The organism is Microbispora catharanthi (assembly GCF_006334915.2).
Classification (GTDB): domain Bacteria; phylum Actinomycetota; class Actinomycetes; order Streptosporangiales; family Streptosporangiaceae; genus Microbispora; species Microbispora catharanthi.
This window is the reverse complement of the sequence record NZ_VDMA02000001.1, coordinates 382,460-399,849: the sequence shown is the minus strand read 5'-3', so window position 1 is coordinate 399,849 and position 17,390 is coordinate 382,460. Positions and strand designations below refer to the sequence as shown.

The following is a 17,390-nucleotide window of genomic DNA, read 5'->3' as shown; positions in this document are numbered from 1 at the left end:
GTCGACAGGGCACCGCTTTCATCGGCCGTCGGCACTAAGCGGCCACGGGGTCATGCCCGGCCTGCCCCTTCTCGCCGCGTGTCAGCGGCGGCGTCAGGCTGGTGACGGCCCGATATCAGCGCGGCTGGCGATGGTGGATGCCATGAACAGTTCGGCGATGACGCCCTCGGGGCTGCGAACGGGCCACGCCGAGCTCACCCCCACCCCTTCGTGCGTCGCTGGCGGCTGCCCATGAGCGCCACGCCGAGACGGGGCTCGCAAGACCGAACGCTGTGGATCGAACACTGTAGGTGAGGACATTCATGATGGGACAAGGCAACCACGGCTTCTCCGCAGCAGGGCTGCGCGGACTCCGCGAGGTGCTGGCACGGCATGTCGAGTCCGGGCGGATTCCCGGGCTGGCCGCCCTGGTCGGCCGGGGCGCTGCAACGCACGTCGAAGGGATCGGGACGATGCGCCGTGACGGTGGCGCGCCGAGGCGCCGGCACACCATCTTTCGGCAGGTGGCGGTCACAGCGCTGGCGGCCGGGCTGCTGGCCGGGACGATCGCACCTGCGGTGGCCACGGCGGGTGTGGCCACCGCGGACAGCAGCGCGGCCGTGCCGAAGGCCGCCGCCGGACAGGATCGCCCGGAGTTGCAGAAGGCCGTCCAGGCGTTCGTCGATGCGGGTCTCCTCGGTGTGCAGGTGCGCGTGAACGATGAGCGGGGCGAGTGGGCCGGCAGCGCCGGGCGGCGCAAGCTGGGCGCGAGCGCGAAGCCGCCGACGAACGGGCATTTCTGGGTGGGCAGCGTTACCAAGACCTTCGTCGCAACCGTGGTGCTGCAACTGGTGGCCGAGAGCGAGATCGGGCTGGACGACCCGGTGGCCGGTTACCTGCCCGAGTTCGGGCTGGACCGGCAGATCACGGTGCGAATGCTGCTGCAGCACACCAGCGGCTTGTTCAACTACACCGGCGACCTCGACCCCGACGGGACATGGGTGCCCGGTCTCCCCGCGACGGGCAAGGAGTGGCTGGACAACCGGTTCCACTCCTACCGGCCACAGGAGCTGGTGCGGTTCGCGCTGGCCAAGCCGCTGAAGTTCGCGCCGGGGAAGGACTGGAGCTACTCCAACACTAACTACACGCTGGCCAGGCTACTGATTGAGAAGGTCACCGGCCATTCGTTCGACGCGGAGCTGAAGCGGCGGATCGTGAGGCCGCTCGGGCTGAAGGGCACGGTCGTGCCGGGCAACCGGACACAGCTGCCCAACCCGTACGCCCACGGCTACTTCCGCTATCAGGACGCCGGCCAGTGGAAGGTGGCCGACGTCTCCCGCCAGAACCCCTCCTTGCTGGCAGGTGCCGGTGACTTGATCTCGACCACCAACGATCTCCAGACGTTCTTCTCCGCGCTGAACGACGGCAGGCTCCTGCCGGCCAAACTGCTGGCCGAGATGCGCAAGCCGCACACGAAGAGCGACCCCCTCTACGGCCGCTACGGCCTCGGGATGTTCGTGCAGGACCTGGGCCCTAGCTGCGGCACCGTTCTCAACCACAACGGCAGCCCTCCGGCGGGCTACGCGGCGCTGATGTACAGCTCGCCCGACGGCGCCAAGACCCTGACCGCCTCGCTGACCACCGGCGACGCCGCATTCGACCTCGCCACTTATCCGAAGCTGCTGGACGGACTCGTCAAGGCGGCGTTCTGCGGCGGGCAGGCCACAAGCTGACCAGGCCGTGCCGGCGGCAGTGGCCGTCGGCATGACGCCGATGACAGCTCCGACGCGCGCCACGACACGGCCACCGCCCGGCCGTCAGGCCCGGGAAGCACCCGAACCCCTGGGACTTTTGGTCTGAAGGCTCACCGCACACCACGACCCCGTCCGGTACGTCCGGCGGGGTCTGTTCACGCGGCAGATGGACGCCGAGCGATGAGGGGGTCGCGTATGTCTACCTGCATTCGCCAGCGGCCGGGTCCCGAAGTCCTCGATCCGGGTCACGTCGCAGGTTCCAGAACTGTGGGGCTGAGCACCTTAGTTTCTGGATATAGGTTTCTGGACACTGCCGGAGGCGGCCCCGTTTGGGCGTACGCGCGTGTCTCGACGCGTGATCAGAACCCGCAACTCCAGCTCGACGCCCTGGCGGCCAGCGGCTATGACGAGCTGGTCATGGAGAAGGAGTCGGGCAGGCGCGGGGTCGCGCGGCCGGAGTGGGAGGCGCTCCCGGCGCTGCCCAAGGCGGGCGACACGCTGAAGTTCTGGAAGTCTGACCGGTGGGGCCGCTCGGCGGGGCACGTGCTGACCACGGTCAACGAGCTACGCGACCGGGGCATCACCGTGGTGTCGCTGACGGAGAACTTCGATCTGGGCACCAAGGAGGGCCGGTTCATGTTCGCGGTGCTGGCCGCGGCCGCCGAGTACGAGCTGGAGCTGCGTGCCGAGCGCCAGGCCGAGGGCATCGCCGCCGCCAAGCGCCGCGAGGCCACCGGCGCCATGCTGCCGGACAAGAAGAAGACCGGCCGCCCCCGAGCCGTCGGCCCGGCCGAGCTGGCTACGCTGCGCCGCTTGGTTGCAGACGGCGTCACCGTCACCGAGGCCGCCCGCACGTTGAAGATCGGCCGTCCACCGCCTAGCGAGGCCCTGGGCAAGGCCGACCTCCTGCAAACAGCGCACCTACAGGCCGCCCACGACACCCCGCTCGCCGCCGACGATGACAACGGCGCGCGGCGCATCCGACAGGAGATGGCACAGATCAGCGACGGGATGTCTCGGCGTGCCAGCGAGCAGCTCACGGAGATCGGCCGTCAGTGGCGCGAGGAGGACGCTCGGAGGCATGTGGGCGACACACCATGACCACCGAGACCTCCCTGGGGCACCAGCCAATGGCACCCGTACGAGGCCCTGGCGAGCGCTCGGGATTGACCGACGATCAGCCGATGCTCAGCCGGGTGTTCAGGTCGAGCCGGACCTCGCCGTAGGGGCGCACGTGCTGCCAGAACAGCGGGGTCAGGCCGCGCCGGTCGGCCGGGGTGAGCAGGCCGGCCCACTCGGGTTCGGCCAGCACGTCCTGCAGCATCAGGGTGTTGACGTAGACCAGGGCGGCCTGCAGGATGCGCAGGCACAGCGCGGTCATCTCCACCTCCTCGCGCCGGTTGGTGGAGATCTCTCCGCTCTTGCCGTAGCAGGTCACCGCGTTGGCGCGGATCCAGGCCTCGACCACGTTCAGGCCTTCCTCGATCTCCCGCTGTAGGTCCCGGTCGCGCAGGTAGCGGGCGACGAACAGGGTGCGCTGGGCGCGGCCGATCTCCAGCATGGCCTGGCAGGCCGGGTGCGAGGCCGACCTGGTGAACCGCGACAGGATGGCCCTCTCCAGGCGGTTCTACGCCGTGTATCCGGCGTCTCGGGTTCGGCTACCCGCTGCGCATCGCGGGCGAGTGGGGCTTCCGGCATCAGGACCGGCCTGTGACCTGGTTGAACACCGGGATCGCGGGTGACAAGGTGATGGACCTCGAAGCCCGCTGGCAGGCGCAGGTGCTCGACGTGCGCCCGGATGTGGTGTCGATCCTCGTCGGCGGCAATGACATGGGCTGGCACACGTACGACCCGGACGGCTACGTGATCCCCGCGGAGGACTACGCGGCAGGTTACGACCGCCTGCTCACGCCCCTCGCCGAGGCGGGCACGGAGCTGATCCTCATCGAGCCGTTCCTCCTGCCGATTCGCGGCCTTGTCGAGGTCGGCGACGTGCACGTCGCCGAACAGGAGCGGAAGGAGTGGCGCGCCGACCTGGACCCGAGCCCGCCCACTGCGGCATGTCGTGTGAAAGTTGCACGACCCGCCTAACTCTGCCGCAGCTCAGGGCCCCACCGGGGGGCTTCTGCTTGACCGCTCCAGACGTCCTGATCACGATCGCACGGGCAAGATCCTCCAGAAAAGGGACGTAATGAGCACCCTGCGCATCGCCAGGCCGGCCATCGCACTCCTCACGGGCGCAGCGGTGGCCGTCCAGGTCCTCACCGGCGTACCCGCCGCCACCGCCGACACCGCGCCCGTCAACGTCACCGTCAACACCCGCGCGGGCCTGGCCGCCGCGTCCGACACCGCTGTGGGCGCCAACCATGCGATCTGGGACAGCAATCTCGGCACGAACGAGACCGCCGACCTCCTCAAGGCCGCCGGCGTCAAGATGCTGCGCTACCCGGGCGGGTCGTACGCCGACATCTACCACTGGAAGACCCACACCGCCCCGGGCGGCTACGTCGCCCCCGGCACGGACTTCGACACCTTCATGCGCGCGGCGCAGCGCACCGGCGCGCAGCCTCTGGTCATCGCCAACTACGGCACCGGAAGCGCCGCGGAGGCCGCCGACTGGGTGGAGTACGCCAACGTCACCAAGAAGTACGGCGTGAAGTACTGGGAGATCGGCAACGAGAACTACGGCAACGGCCACTACGGGGCCGACTGGGAGGCCGACGACCACGCCGACAAGAGCCCCGCCGAGTACGCCAGGAACCTCGTGCAGTACGCGGACGCCATGAAGGCCGTCGACCCGACCATCAAGATCGGCGCGGTGCTCACCACCCCCGCCAACTGGCCCGACGGCATCGTCGCCGACGGCGACCAGGCCACCTGGAACGACACCGTCCTGTCGGTCGCCGCCTCGAAGATCGACTTCGTCATCCTGCACTGGTATCCCGCGCACAACGACGTGGCCGACGTCCTCACCAAGACCGCCCACATCCCCGACATGCTCTACCTGGTCCGCAAGCAGATCGCCAAGCACGCCGGCGCCCGCGCCGGCGACATCGGCATCGCGATGACCGAGATCAACAGCGGGATCGCGCCGAACACCCAGCCCGGCGCGCTGTTCGCCGCCGACGCCTACGCCGGCCTCATGGAGCAGGGCGTGTTCACCATCGACTGGTGGAACGTCCACAACGGCGCCGGCACCATCAGCACCGTCGCCGGCCACACCGACTACGGCGACTTCGGCATGCTGTCCAGCGCAACCTGCTCGGGCGACACCTGCGAACCCCCGCTCAACACGCCCTTCGCCCCCTACCACGCGCTTTCCATGATCAGCGCGTTCGCCCGCCCCGGCGACCGGTTCGTCCGCGCGGCGACCGACGAGCCGCTGGTCGCCGCGCACGCCGCCCGCCGCTCCAACGGCGACCTCGCCGTCCTGCTGATCAACCGCGACCCGGACGGCGAACACCAGGTGAAGATCGACTACGACGGGTTCACCCCCGCCGGTGAAGCACCCACGGTGCAGACCCTCACCAACGGCGCCACCTCGGTCAGCACCGGCCACAGCGGCACCGCCACCACCCAGACCCTCCCGCCGTACTCGCTGACCACGCTGGTGCTGCACCCGGCCACCGCCACCACGGGCGCCCCCGCGGCCCCCGGGCAGCCCACCGCGAGCGACGTCACCGACAAGACCGCCACCATCTCCTGGCCCGCCGCCGCCCCCGGCGCGAGCCCCGTCGCCAAGTACGAGATCCACCGCCAGAACGGCGCCGTCACCGAGCAGCTCGGCGAGACCTCCGGCACCTCCTTCACGGTCCGCAACCTCGTCCCCGGCACCCGTTACACGGTCAACGTCATCGCCCGCGACACCGCCGGCCGCGTCTCCTGGGCCTCCGCGCCGCTCACCTTCACCACCGGCACCCCCGACAAGAGCTCCTGCTCGGTACGCCTGAGGGACACCAGCGACTGGGGCAACGGGTTCGTCGCCACCGTGGATGTCGCCAACACCGGCACGGCCGCCGTCGACGGCTGGACGCTCCACTTCACCTGGCCCACCGGGTGGCAGACCGTCAGCAGCGGATGGAGCGCCAGCTGGACGCAGAACGGGACCTCGGTGACCGTCACCAGCACCCCGGACAACGGTAAGCTCGCACCCGGCGCGAGCACCTCCATCGGGTTCGTCGGCGCCTACAGCGGCCCCAACGTCTTGCCGACCGCCTTCACCCTGAACGGCACCCTCTGCACCGCCCAATGAGGTGCGTCCGATGATCTCCGGCTTGACTTAGAGCGCGCTCTAACTCCCAGACTGGTCTCCATGGACGACGGCATGACCATCGCGCAGGTAGCGCAGCGTACCGGCCTCACCGCCCACACGCTGCGCTACTACGAACGCGCCGGCCTCATGCTGGAGCCGCCGCCGCGCGGCGACAACGGCCACCGGCGCTACACCGAGCGGGACGCCGACTGGATCGCGCTGCTCACCCGCCTGCGGGCGAGCGGCATGCCCATCGCCGCGATGCGCCGGTACGCCGAACTCGTCCGAAGGGGCCGGGACACCTACGTGGCCCGCAAGGAGCTGCTCGAGGCCCACCGGGCCGACGTGATCGCCAAAATCGAGCAGCTCCGCAGCGATCTCGAGATCGTCGACCACAAAATCGACCTCTACAGCCGCAGAATCATGGGAGAAGAATGAAGCAGCACACGCTCGGCCAGGGCCTTCGAACCTCGGCGCTCGGCCTGGGTTGCATGGGGATGAGCGACTTCTACGGCCCGGGCGACGAGTCCGAATCGATCCGGACCCTGCACCGCGCGCTCGACCTGGGGATCACCCTCCTCGACACCTCCGACGCGTACGGGCCGTTCACCAACGAGAGGCTCGTCGGCAAGGCCGTCGCCGACCGGCGCGACCAGGTTGTGCTGGCGACCAAGTTCGGCATCGAGCGTCTGCCCGACGGCACCCGTGTCGGCGTCAACGGCCACCCCGACTACGTACGCCGCTGCTGCGACGCCTCACTGCAACGGCTCGGGGTCGACCACATCGACCTGTACTACCAGCACCGCGTCGATCCCGGCGTCCCCGTCGAGGAGACCTGGGGCGCCATGAAGGAGCTGGTCGAGGCCGGGAAGGTCCGCCACCTCGGCATCTCCGAGGCCGCGCCCGCCACCGTGCGCCGCGCTCACGCCGTCCACCCCATCACCGCGGGACAGTACGAGTACTCCCTGTTCACACGGGACATCGAGAACGAGCTGCTGCCCACGCTCCGGGAGCTCGGCATCGGCCTGGTCGCCTACAGCCCCCTCGGCCGCGGCCTCCTGACCGGTGCGATCACGAACACCGGGGAGCTGTCCGGCGACGACTTCCGCCACCACAACCCCCGCTGGCAGGGCGACAACTTCGCCGCCAACCAGGCCCTGGTGGCCAAGGTCGGCGAGATCGCCGCCGCGCTCGGAGCGACCCCGGCCCAGGTGGCCCTCGCCTGGGTGCTGACCAGAGGCGGGGACGACGTCGTGCCGATCCCCGGCACCAAGCGGGTCACCCGGCTGGAGGAGAACGTCGCGGCCCTCGAGATCAAGTTCGAGCCGGACCACCTCGACGCGCTCGACGCCCTCGCCGGTCAGGTCTCCGGCGACCGGTACAACCCGGCCGGAATGAGCACCGTCAACCACTGACCGGGCACGGAGGCCCGGCACGAATCTCCTTGGGATGTCGGTGTGTTGGACGAGGTGCGGGTTGCCGCGTCCTCACCCTGGGCATTTTGGGCGTTACGGCCTCCACTGCTCCGCCGGCGACACACCCGGCAGCGGCTTGCCGATGAGGGCCAGGGGGAGGAAGAAGCAGACCTGGCCGATGGCCATGATGAGCGTGGCGAGCGCCTTGTCGTCGTACTGCGCGGACGCCCGGGCGTACAGCTCGTCGGGGACGCGCTCGCCCGACGTGTTCGGGGTGAGCACGGACTCGACCAGCTCCAGCGCGATGCGTTCGGCGGCGGTGAAGTAGGGCGCGTCCCGCCACGAGGCCACGGCGGTGATGCTCTCCTCGGTTGCGCCGGCCTTGCGGAGGTTGCCGGTGTGCAGGACGGTCAGATACGTGCTGCCGACGATCTGGCCGGCGCGCAGCTGTACCAGGCTGATGGTGGTCTGCGGGATCGTGCCGTTCCCGGTCGCCCGGTACAGGACGCCGCCGATGTCCTTGAGTTCGGGGACGAGCACGGCGGGGTTGGGCAGACGCGACTCGGTGGTGGTCATCGTGGGGGTTCCCTTCTGGGTCTCACATGGTGGATCACTGCTCTGACGGATCACATGGGGCGAAGGTGACCGGGGAGGCGGTCGATTTCACCCGGGCGTGCTGCCGACGGTTTTCGGCGTGGGCTCGGTGTCCCGGTTCCCGCGCCGGCGTCTCGGAGCCGTCCACCGATCATGACGCGGTGGCGAGGCCGTTGGTGAGAGCGCGGCGGCGGTCTACAAGGCGGTGGGGCCGCGCCGGTGCGAAGAAACAGCGTGCCGAGTAGGGCGATGCCGAGCGTGCCGCCGAGTTGCTCAACGGCGTTGAGCAGCCCGGCGGCCGAGCCGGTCTCGTGCAGGCAGCATGGTGAATCCGGCGCTGCGCCTACGCTGTCGGTCGGACAAGACAGACGAGACCCGCAGTATCTCCGCTGGCCAGCGCACCCCGCGGGCCGCCGCTTACGTGGGGATTGCGGGCCTGCAGCTGTTAGGTGCGTCATGCGCCGGACGGGAATCGCTCGGTTCCTGCCGTGTGAGGCAGGAATCCCGGATGCGCCGGGACCTCGGGCTCTGCTGCCCGGGATCGGGGACGGCGACTGTGAGAAGCGGCAACGACACCAGTCCGGTCCACAGGAGACAGACCATGGACATCCGCACCGCCTCCCGCGTCGCAGGCGCAGCCTCGCTGATCGCCGGATCGCTGGCCATCGCCATCCCGATCGAAATCACCGACGAGGACGCCCCGATCGCGGCCCAGCTCCAGGACTACGCGCACCACTCCGCTCTCGCGATGCTGTCGAACCTGGTTCTCCTTCCCGTGCTCTTGATCGTCCCCGGGGTGATCTACGCCGCCCGGCTGGCCCGCCGCGGTGCGCCGCGCCTGGCCCTCGTCGGCGGAGGGCTGTCGGCGCTCGGCTGGATCGCCGGCGCCATGAGCATCGGCGCGGGACAGATCGCGCTCTACCAGGGCTCCCAGCTCGCCGACCAGGCCGGCGCGGCGGCGCTGATCGCCCGGATGAACGGCGATCCGGTGTACGGCACGCTCGTGGGCGCCTTCGTCCTCGGGCACGCGATCGGCATGATCGTTCTCGGCGTCGGGCTGTGGCGCTCCCGAGCGGTCGCGCCCTGGGTCGCCGCGCTGTTCGTCGCTTACCCGGTCGGGCACGTCGTCGGGCACGCGATCAGCCCGGTCGTCGACACGATCTCCGGCATCTTCCTGCTGGTCAGCGCCGTGGCCGTGGCAGCCACGATCCTGCGCACCCCCAACGAACAATGGGACCTGCCGGCGGGCAAGGCCGCAGCCGAGCCCGTCCCGGCCTAGACCTTCATGATCTCCGACCAGGAGGCGACTTCCCGGCGACCCGCCGTTGGCCCACAATCGACACTGATGGCTTCCAAGCGCAGACCCGTCGTCTCGATCACGGTGACGCTGGCCGTGTTCTCCGCCGCCGCCGGCGCGGCCTTGATCGGCACCGGCCGGCTGAGCTGGCTGTCGATCCTGATCTCGGTAACCGCGGTGGTGTACCTGGCGGTCGCCTTCGTCGGCGCGGCGATCCTGCGCACGCGACCGCGCAGCCGCACGGGCTGGATCTTCCTCGTCTCCGGTACGGCGGCGCCGGTCGCGGCCGCGCTCAACGCCGCCACCGACGTCGAGGCGCACATCGGCAGGGTCGACGCGGCATCGTGGATCTACCTGGCGCAGACACCGTTCTCCCTGCTCAGCGTCCCGGTGATGGCGACCTTCGGGATCCTGCTCTTCCCCGACCGCCGCCTGGACACGCGGCGCCGTCGGGTGCTCGGGCTGGTCTACGCCGTCGAGCTGCTCGTGCTGCTGGTGTGGGCGCTGCTCTCACCGGACTCGGTGGAGGTGCCGGGGCTCCACAACCCCATCGCGGTGCCGGGCGCGGACGGGCTGGTGATCAGCATCCTGCTCGTCGGGCCGCTCAGCCTGCTGGCCTGCATCTCGCTGTGGCGCTTCGCCCGGCGCGACACCGGCCCGTACGCACCCGCCCTGCGTACCGCCGCGCGGGTGTCGTTCGTCGTCCCCGCCGCCTACCTCGCGTGCGTGATCGCGGGATTCACCTCCGGAGACACGGCGCCCATCACGGTCCTGGAGAACTGCGCGGCGATCGCGGTCGGAGCCGCGGCGTGGATCGGCATCGCCAGGCACGGGCTGTTCGACACCCGGGCGGTGCTCAACCGGGCGTTGGTGTACGGGTTCCTGAGCCTGACGCTCGTCGCGGTCTACCTCGTCGCGGCCGTCTCGCTCGGTCTGGTCTTCGGCGGGCTGGTACCGCAGGTGGTCGCCGCGGTCATGGCCGCCCTGGCCGTACTGCCGCTGCGCGACCTGGTGCAACGCCGGATCAACCAGCTCGTCTACGGGCTCCGGGACGATCCGGCCGCCGCGTTCGCCCGGCTCGGCGACCGGCTGGACGCGGCCGGGGCGCCCGAGGACATCCTCCCGGCCGCCGTCCGTACGGTCGCCGAGGCCCTTCGCCTGCCGTACGTCGCGATCGAGGCGGGCGGCGAGGTGCTGTGCCGTCACGGGCGCGCGCTTCCCGGCCAGACGCAGGCGCTGCCGCTGCCCTTCGCCGGCGAGACGATCGGGCACCTGATGCTGCAGACCCGCAGCGGCGGCGACTTCTCGGCCGACGAGCGGCGGCTGCTGGCGGACCTGACCAAGCAGGTGGCCGTGGCGGCCCGCGCGGTGGTGCTGACCCAGGCGCTGCAGTCCTCGCGGCAGCGCCTGGTGACGACGCGCGAAGAGGAGAGGCGGCGGCTGCGCCGCGACCTGCACGACGGGCTCGGCCCCACGCTCGCCGGCATCGCGCTGGGCATCGACACGGTACGGCGGGCCACGCCGCCGGACGGGTCTGTCGCGGAACTGCTGGCCAGGCTCCGCGAGGCCACCGCGGCGGCGGTCGACGACATCCGCCGCCTCGTCTACGACCTGCGGCCACCGATCCTCGACGAGCTGGGCCTGGCCGGGGCCGTACGCGAACAGGCGGTGCGGCTGGGTGTGGCGAGCATCGACGTTCCCGAGGCGCTCCCGTCGCTGCCCGCCGCGGTGGAGGTGGCGGCCTACCGCATCGCCGTCGAGGCCCTGACCAACGCGGCGCGCCACGCGCCGGGAACGCCGGTGTCGGTCCAGCTCGCGGTGAACAGCCGCCTGGAGCTGTCGATCGCCGACGGCGGCGCCGGCCTGCCGGACGGATACCGCGCGGGCGTCGGTCTGAACTCCATGCGGGAGCGGGCCGCGGAGCTCGGCGGCCTGTGCGTGGTGAGCCGGCGTGAACCGTGCGGGACCCTCGTGCGCGCGGAGTTCCCGCTGTTCGAGGAGGCGCGGTGACGGTACGAGTCGTTGTGGCCGATGACCATCCGCTGTTCCGGGAGGGGCTGCGGTCGCTCATCTGCGACTCGGCCGAGACCGAGCTGGCCGGGGTGGCCGCCGACGGTGACGAGGCCGTCGCCGTCACGCTCGAGCAGCGCCCCGACGTGGTCGTCATGGACCTGCGGATGCCGGGTCTCAACGGCGTCGAAGCGACCCGCAGAATCGTCGCCGGGCTGCCCGAGACCGCCGTGCTGGTGCTGACGATGGTGGAGGAGGACGCCTCGATCTTCGCGGCGATGCGCGCGGGCGCACGGGGTTACGTCCTCAAGGGCGCCGAACCCGAGACCATCCTGCGCTCGATCCTCGTGGTAGCGGCGGGAGAGGTGATCTTCGGTTCCGCGGTCGCCGCGCGCCTGACCCAGTTCTTCGCGGTCGGCGCCGACGCCACCGTGACGCCCTTCCCCAACCTCACCGGCCGCGAACGCGACATCCTCGCGCTCATGGCGACGGGCGCGAACAACAGGACGATCGCGCTGCGCATCGGGGTGACGGAGAAGACCGTGCGCAACAACGTGTCGAACATCTTCGCCAAGCTGCATGTCGCCGACCGGGCGGCGGCCGTGGCGCGGGCGCGTGACGCCGGGCTGGGCTCGGTGCCACAGGACCGGCTTGGAAGGTGAGACAGGGGGCAGCCGCAGGTCAAGCGCGTTGTCGTCATCGGTGCCACGGGGGGTGCCACGGGGAACGTGGGCACGAGCGTCGTGTCCGCGCCGGCGGCCAATCCGGCCATCTCCTCCATCCTGGGGGCGCGCACATCTGCCCGATCGGGCCCCAGCCCGAACACGGTCACACTCCCGCCAGCTGGAAGATCTGCGAATCGTACGGCCTGCCAGGCGGTCGGCAGCACGTCGGACAGGTAGACGAACCGCGTCAGAAGGCCCCGCGGGCACCTGGATCGGGCCCGAACTGGGCCTGGGGGCACACGCAGGTATTCCGCCTGCCCTGGGATCGTGAACGGCCCGGGGATCTCGTACACGTGCAGGTCGGAGCCGCAGATTTCGCTGCCGGTGACCTTGATGACCGCGTCCGCGGACTCCTTGATCCTCGGGTCGGGTACGTCCTCGACACGGATGTCGCGCCCGCCGTGCCAGGTGACCGCCTTCATCGTCTTCTCCTCGATCGCGTGAACCATCCGCATGCCCCACGCGGGCGCGTCAAACGGCCCGAGCTCTCGCCTTTGGCCGCACAGGCGCTCGCCGCGAAATGTGCTGACCTGGACTGATAGCGGCTCTGGCGCTCGACAGGTCAGGGCTCAGCGGGAGCTACGGCACAGCTTTGTTTCGCTGCTGTCCGATCGAGATGTCCCGATGAAGGACATCTCCCGCCCTGGTAGCGCACTCCAAACAACACGGTGGTCACGGAGACCGTGTCCACGAGGGAGCTACCGCCATGTACAGCGACTCCCGGCACGCTCACCGCCCGCGACCTCGGGTTGGCCGGCCGGGCCGCCGGCTGTTAGGTGCGTCATGGGCCGGACGGGAATCGCTCGGTTCCTGCCGTGTGAGGCAGGAATCCCGGATGCGCCGGGACCTCGGGCTCTGCTGCCCGGGATCGGGGACGGCGACTGTGAGAAGCGGCAACGACACCAGTCCGGTCCACAGGAGACAGACCATGGACATCCGCACCGCCTCCCGCGTCGCAGGCGCAGCCTCGCTGATCGCCGGATCGCTGGCCATCGCCATTTGACCAGGGGCGTACGCAGGTCGTCCGCCCCCAAACGCTCTACGTGATCACGTACACACCACACACTGGAGGACAAACTATGACGACATTGGCCAAGGCATGGGGAATCACCATTGCGGGATTCCTGGCGGTGACGGCGATCGGCGCGTCGCCCGCCGCGGCGTCGAGGGCCGGGGCATCGCCCGACACCTGCAGGACCGGGTACGTCTGGCGCGGAGCCCAGAACAGCGACCACGTGTGCGTCACCCCGGCCGTTCGCGACCGCACCGCCCGCGAGAACGCCACCGGGGTCTGGCACGCCTGCACCCAGGGCTTCGTCTGGCGTGAGGCGTACCAGGGCGACTTCCGGTGCGTCGTGCCGAGCTCGCGCACCCAGGCGCGCGTGGACAACGACGCCGCGCCGTACCGGCTCGCCTGGGTGATCATGACGAGGACCCGGCACGATCCGGATTCGACGAGCTGCGACGGCGACTCCTGCTCCACCACGAACGAGTCGTCGTACTACACCGTCGGCGTCCGGGGCTACTACCTCACCTCCGGCGCGCGGGTGACCGTCAAGATCGTGGCCGACGGCGCGACCGTCTGGAGCAAGATCGTGTACGCGGGGACGGGCAAGGACCCCGGAGGCAACTACAGCCTCGACACCGGCAACCCGCTGTGCGGAGGCGGTACGTTCGCCAAGCCGTACAACGCCTACGTACAAGTGCGCGAGGACTCCGGACCGTGGTCGACGCGCGTCCCGATCCACTGGAAGGCGTGCTCCAACGTGTGACGCGGCTCTGACTCGCAGATTGGCACGTCGAGTGCCAAAGGGACCACACGCATGCCCCGTCTCCGAACCCTTCGAGGAGACGGGGCGGAGCCTGTCACGGAGCGCCCCGCGTCTGGGCATGCTGCTTGTCGCCTTCATCGTCCCGCTCTGCCGTGCGGTCGGCGTGGGAGCCGGCGCCCCGGATGGAGACGAACCCGGACACCTTTCGGCGGCGTTCGCTAGCCGCTGCACGCCCGCCTGGCCCTCCTGCTCGGCCACCACCGCGGCGAACTCCCGGCGAACCTCCTCAAAAGCCGTCCGCGACCGTTCCGTGGACGCCCATCCTGCTCATCGTCGGCACCCCTTCATGAGTGAGTGTTGGTCGCCGGCATGACGGATGGGCCGGAGGAAAGGTGACCGGGTGCGTTCGCGGTCACCTTTCACTGCTTTGATGCGTCAGCGCTCTGACGTGGCTGAAATGAGAGGAATGCAACCGTGACGCCCCATGACTTTCTGGCCGACCAGTTCCAGGGGCACCGTCCCCATCTGAAGGCGGTCGCCTACCGCATGCTCGGCTCGCTGAGCGAGGCCGAGGACGCGGTCCAGGAGGCATGGCTGCGGCTGGCGCGTTCGGACTCGGATGACATCGATAATCTCGGTGGCTGGCTGACCACGGTGGTCGGCCGGGTGTGCCTGGACATGCTCCGCGCTCGCAAGTCCCGGCGTGAGGAATCGCTGGAGGAGCGTCTGCCCGATCCGGTGATCAGCCGTGCGGATGCCGCCGATCCGGAGCAGGAAGTGCTGCTGGCCGACTCGGTGGGCCTGGCGCTGCTGGTCGTGCTGGAGTCCCTGACCCCGGCCGAACGGCTGGCGTTCGTGCTCCATGACATGTTCGGCCTGCCGTTCGAGCAGATCGCGCCCATCGTGGACCGCACCCCCGTGGCAGCCAAGAAGCTCGCCAGCCGGGCACGCCTGCGAGTCCGCGGTGCAGCCCCGAAACCTGACCCTGATCTGAGCAGTCAGCGCCGGGTGGTGGACGCCTTCCTCGCCGCCGCCCGCGGCGGCGACTTCGCCGCGCTGGTGGCCATTCTCGACCCCGACGTGGTGCTGCGCGCCGACGGCGGGATGCTCGCCGGCGGCATGAAGGTCATCAGGGGTATCGCGGCCGTGGCCGGACAGCTCGCCACCTTCCAGCGCATGGCCACCAGCTGCGCCGCCCACCCGGCGCTTGTCAACGGCCTCGCCGGCCTGCTCAACACCATCGACGACAAACTCATCTCCGTCATGAACTTCACGATCTCCGACGGCAAGATCGCCACGATCGACATCCTGTCCGACCCCGACCGGCTGGCCCAGCTCAACCTCACCCGCCTGGAGCCGTGATGCGTCACCAGCTCATCCGCTGATTTCTGCACTCGCTTCTCGAAGGCCGTCAGGGCTCGGCGGCGAGGACGGTCACCGGGTCGCCGACCTGGATCTCGCCGTAGTCACGGGGGACGAAGCGGACACCGAACCAGGTCTTGCCGTCCCAGCGGCGGTGGCGGGCCAGGGCGCGGAGGGGTTCCTTGCCCTTCTCCAAGGTGGTGGGGTCGTAGGTGGGCACGGCGCAGCGGTCGCAGAGTTCGGACATGCGGAAGCGGATGGCGCCGATGCGGATCTCGCGCCAGGTGTCCTCGGCGTAGGGGGCGAAGCCGTCCACGACCAGGTTGGGACGGAAACGGGCCATGTCGAGGGGGGCGGGGACCTCCTCCTGACGTTCGAGGGCGCCCTCGGTGATCCAGTCGTCGAGCCGGCGGAGGGAGGAACGGGAGGTGAGCAGGAAGGGGGCGTCTCCGGCCAGGCTGACGACGTCGCCGGGAAGGCCGCCGTGGGAGGCCGGGACAGCGCAGCGGCGGGGGTCGTCGAGCCAGACGAGGCGAGCGGGTTTCCCCAACAAGCGGGTGAACCAGGCGTGGGCGTCCGGATGAGCGAGGACCACCGTGTCCACTTCCACGAAGTGGACGGGGACGTGCTCACCGGTGGCCGGGGGGACCTTCAGCTGCGGCAGACCGGGGGCCTCAAGCAGGAGGCCGTCCTCGGCGGTGGGGGTGGCCACGACGGAGAGCAGTCGCGGGTTCTCCCCGACCCAGTGCAGGTTGCCCGATTCGTCCACCACGGCCCACCGGCGATCCCCCGCCAGCCCCCACGGCTCCACGACCGCCGAATCAACAATCCACCCAGAAACCGACTTAACCGGATATCTGCGGATCTCGGCCAGCTCCATTTCGCCAGCCTACGTCCGAGAATCACTCCTCGAAAGCCGTGAGCTGCGGCCGTTTCGCCGTCATAGTGCCCCCCGACGAAATCGGCAGGAAACCACCGGCGCCGAAATTCCGCAGGCGCGCGAGCGGGCACTCGTGAAGGTTTCATCAGGGAGCCGGCCGGTCTCGCTCTCAGGAGTGAGGCCACGGCCACCGGGTGTCGGGGATACTGGCCGGATGCGTCGTGTACCTCCCACGGTGGTCGACGCGGTACTCGCGATCGGGTGCTTCCTGAGCATCATGATCATGGCCGTGCTCAACCACCGCCTGGAGTGGTGGGTGGCCGCCCTGGCCGCGATGAACACGCTGCCGCTCCTGTGGCGGCGGCGGTTCCCCCTGCTCGTGAGCACCGTGACGGGGATCGGCACCGGCGCCCTCTTCCTCACCGACTCGATGGGCGGGATTCCCGCCGCGTCGCTGATCGCGACCTACGGCCTCGCCTCACTGTCTCCGCCCGCGCGGATGCTGACCGGAGTGCTCGGCACCATCGCGGGGTTCGCCTCCGCGGCGGTGCTGCAGCATCACCAGCCGCTCAGCTACGGGCCCACCGCGGCGGCGTTCGTCGTCGCCTACGCCCTGGGCACCGGCGCGCGAGCGCGCAGGGACCGTATCGCCGTCCTCGAAGAGCGCGCGCGGCGGCTCGCCGAGGAGCGGGAGGTCGCCGCCGTACGCGAACGGGAGCGTATCGCACGGGAGATGCACGACATCGTCGCCCATGCGATGAGCCTGGTGATCCTGCAGGCCGAGGCCGGGCCCGTGGCGCTGCGCACCGACCCGGCCAAGGCCGAGCGGATCTTCGACACGATATCGACGACCACCAGGGACGGCCTGTCCCAGCTCCGCAGGGTGCTCCTCGCGCTCAGGTCGGAGGAGGCCGAGCGCCACCCGCAGCCCGGCGTCGAGTCCCTCCCCTCCCTGATCGAGGGGGTGCGGCAGGCCGGGCTCGACGCCACGTTCGAGGAGCGTGGCGAGCCCCGCCCCTGCCGCTCCGACCTCGCCGTCACGGTGTACAGGATCGTGCAGGAGGCACTGTCGAACACGATCAAGCACGCCGAGGCGACCCGGGTGCGGGTCCGCATCACGTGGCGGGACGATGCCCTCGACCTGGAGGTCCACGACGACGGGCGCGGCGTGAGCGGAGAGCGCGGGCAGGTCGGGCACGGACTGATCGGCATGCGCGAGCGCGTGGCGGTGGCCGGCGGCCGGCTCGTCACCGGCTCAGACGGGACGGGCTTCCGCGTTGCCGCCAACCTGCCGCTCGCCGGCGCTCTCACAGACTCCGGCACTCCCACCGAATCGCGGGCCCCATAGAC

Annotated in this window: 14 protein-coding genes and 1 pseudogene; 12 read left to right on the top strand and 3 right to left on the bottom strand. The window is 70.1% G+C overall.

The features are described 5' to 3' along the window. Positions 1-302 precede the first annotated feature (302 nt). Together FH610_RS01775 and FH610_RS01770 are read left to right on the top strand one after the other, a co-directional pair. Entirely contained in the window at positions 303-1,712 is a 1,410-nt protein-coding gene (locus tag FH610_RS01775) for a serine hydrolase domain-containing protein (protein ID WP_240808692.1), read from the top strand. 201 nt (positions 1,713-1,913) lie between these two features. Then, complete coding sequence (locus FH610_RS01770) at positions 1,914-2,834, top strand: recombinase family protein (RefSeq protein ID WP_139572434.1); 921 nt, start codon at positions 1,914-1,916, stop codon at positions 2,832-2,834. Between the two features lie 76 nt (positions 2,835-2,910). Here FH610_RS01770 and FH610_RS01765 read toward each other — a convergent pair. Further along, positions 2,911-3,345 (bottom strand): annotated as a pseudogene (locus FH610_RS01765) (Tn3 family transposase); the annotation flags it as partial. Positions 3,346-3,371: 26 nt separating this feature from the next. Between FH610_RS01765 and FH610_RS01760 the strand changes: the two are divergent. From FH610_RS01760 to FH610_RS01745, 4 genes are all read left to right on the top strand, one after another. Further along, positions 3,372-3,824 carry a GDSL-type esterase/lipase family protein gene (locus FH610_RS01760; RefSeq protein ID WP_139572433.1) on the top strand — a complete coding sequence of 151 codons (453 nt, stop codon included), beginning with the start codon at positions 3,372-3,374 and terminating at the stop codon, positions 3,822-3,824. A gap of 100 nt (positions 3,825-3,924) precedes the next feature. After that, positions 3,925-5,985, top strand: coding sequence for a cellulose binding domain-containing protein (locus tag FH610_RS45050; protein WP_139572432.1), 2,061 nt, complete (start codon positions 3,925-3,927; stop codon positions 5,983-5,985). A gap of 60 nt (positions 5,986-6,045) precedes the next feature. Further along, positions 6,046-6,423 (top strand): MerR family transcriptional regulator, encoded by a 378-nt coding sequence (locus tag FH610_RS01750; RefSeq protein WP_139572431.1) that lies wholly within the window; start codon positions 6,046-6,048, stop codon positions 6,421-6,423. Beyond that, a complete protein-coding gene (locus tag FH610_RS01745) occupies positions 6,420-7,400 on the top strand; it encodes an aldo/keto reductase (RefSeq protein ID WP_139572430.1) in 981 nt (326 codons plus the stop codon). Before FH610_RS01750 ends, FH610_RS01745 begins: the two co-directional genes overlap by 4 nt. 93 nt (positions 7,401-7,493) lie before the next feature. Here the strand turns inward: FH610_RS01745 and FH610_RS01740 are convergent, their stop codons facing one another. Beyond that, a complete protein-coding gene (locus FH610_RS01740; protein ID WP_139572429.1) occupies positions 7,494-7,976 on the bottom strand; it encodes a carboxymuconolactone decarboxylase family protein in 483 nt (160 codons plus the stop codon). Positions 7,977-8,595: 619 nt separating this feature from the next. Between FH610_RS01740 and FH610_RS01735 the strand changes: the two genes are divergently transcribed. From FH610_RS01735 to sigJ, 5 genes are all read left to right on the top strand, one after another. Further along, positions 8,596-9,273, top strand: coding sequence for a hypothetical protein (locus FH610_RS01735; protein WP_139572428.1), 678 nt, complete (start codon positions 8,596-8,598; stop codon positions 9,271-9,273). Between the two features lie 66 nt (positions 9,274-9,339). Continuing rightward, positions 9,340-11,301 (top strand): sensor histidine kinase, encoded by a 1,962-nt coding sequence (locus FH610_RS01730; protein ID WP_139572427.1) that lies wholly within the window; start codon positions 9,340-9,342, stop codon positions 11,299-11,301. Next, on the top strand, positions 11,298-11,963 hold the full coding sequence (locus tag FH610_RS01725) for a response regulator transcription factor (RefSeq protein WP_139572426.1): 666 nt from the start codon (positions 11,298-11,300) through the stop codon (positions 11,961-11,963). Before FH610_RS01730 ends, FH610_RS01725 begins: the two co-directional genes overlap by 4 nt. Positions 11,964-13,105: 1,142 nt before the next feature. Further along, positions 13,106-13,798 carry a hypothetical protein gene (locus FH610_RS01715; protein ID WP_139572425.1) on the top strand — a complete coding sequence of 231 codons (693 nt, stop codon included), beginning with the start codon at positions 13,106-13,108 and terminating at the stop codon, positions 13,796-13,798. A gap of 474 nt (positions 13,799-14,272) precedes the next feature. Next, a complete protein-coding gene (gene sigJ, locus FH610_RS01710) occupies positions 14,273-15,160 on the top strand; it encodes an RNA polymerase sigma factor SigJ (protein ID WP_139572424.1) in 888 nt (295 codons plus the stop codon). Between the two features lie 49 nt (positions 15,161-15,209). On the opposite strand, the gene FH610_RS01705 is transcribed toward sigJ, so the two are convergent. Continuing rightward, entirely contained in the window at positions 15,210-16,040 is an 831-nt protein-coding gene (locus FH610_RS01705) for an MOSC domain-containing protein (RefSeq protein ID WP_139572423.1), read from the bottom strand. Between the two features lie 214 nt (positions 16,041-16,254). Here FH610_RS01705 and FH610_RS01700 point away from each other — a divergent pair, with 214 nt between their 5' ends. Further along, positions 16,255-17,388 (top strand): sensor histidine kinase, encoded by a 1,134-nt coding sequence (locus FH610_RS01700; RefSeq protein WP_139572422.1) that lies wholly within the window; start codon positions 16,255-16,257, stop codon positions 17,386-17,388. The last annotated feature ends 2 nt before the right edge of the window (positions 17,389-17,390 follow it).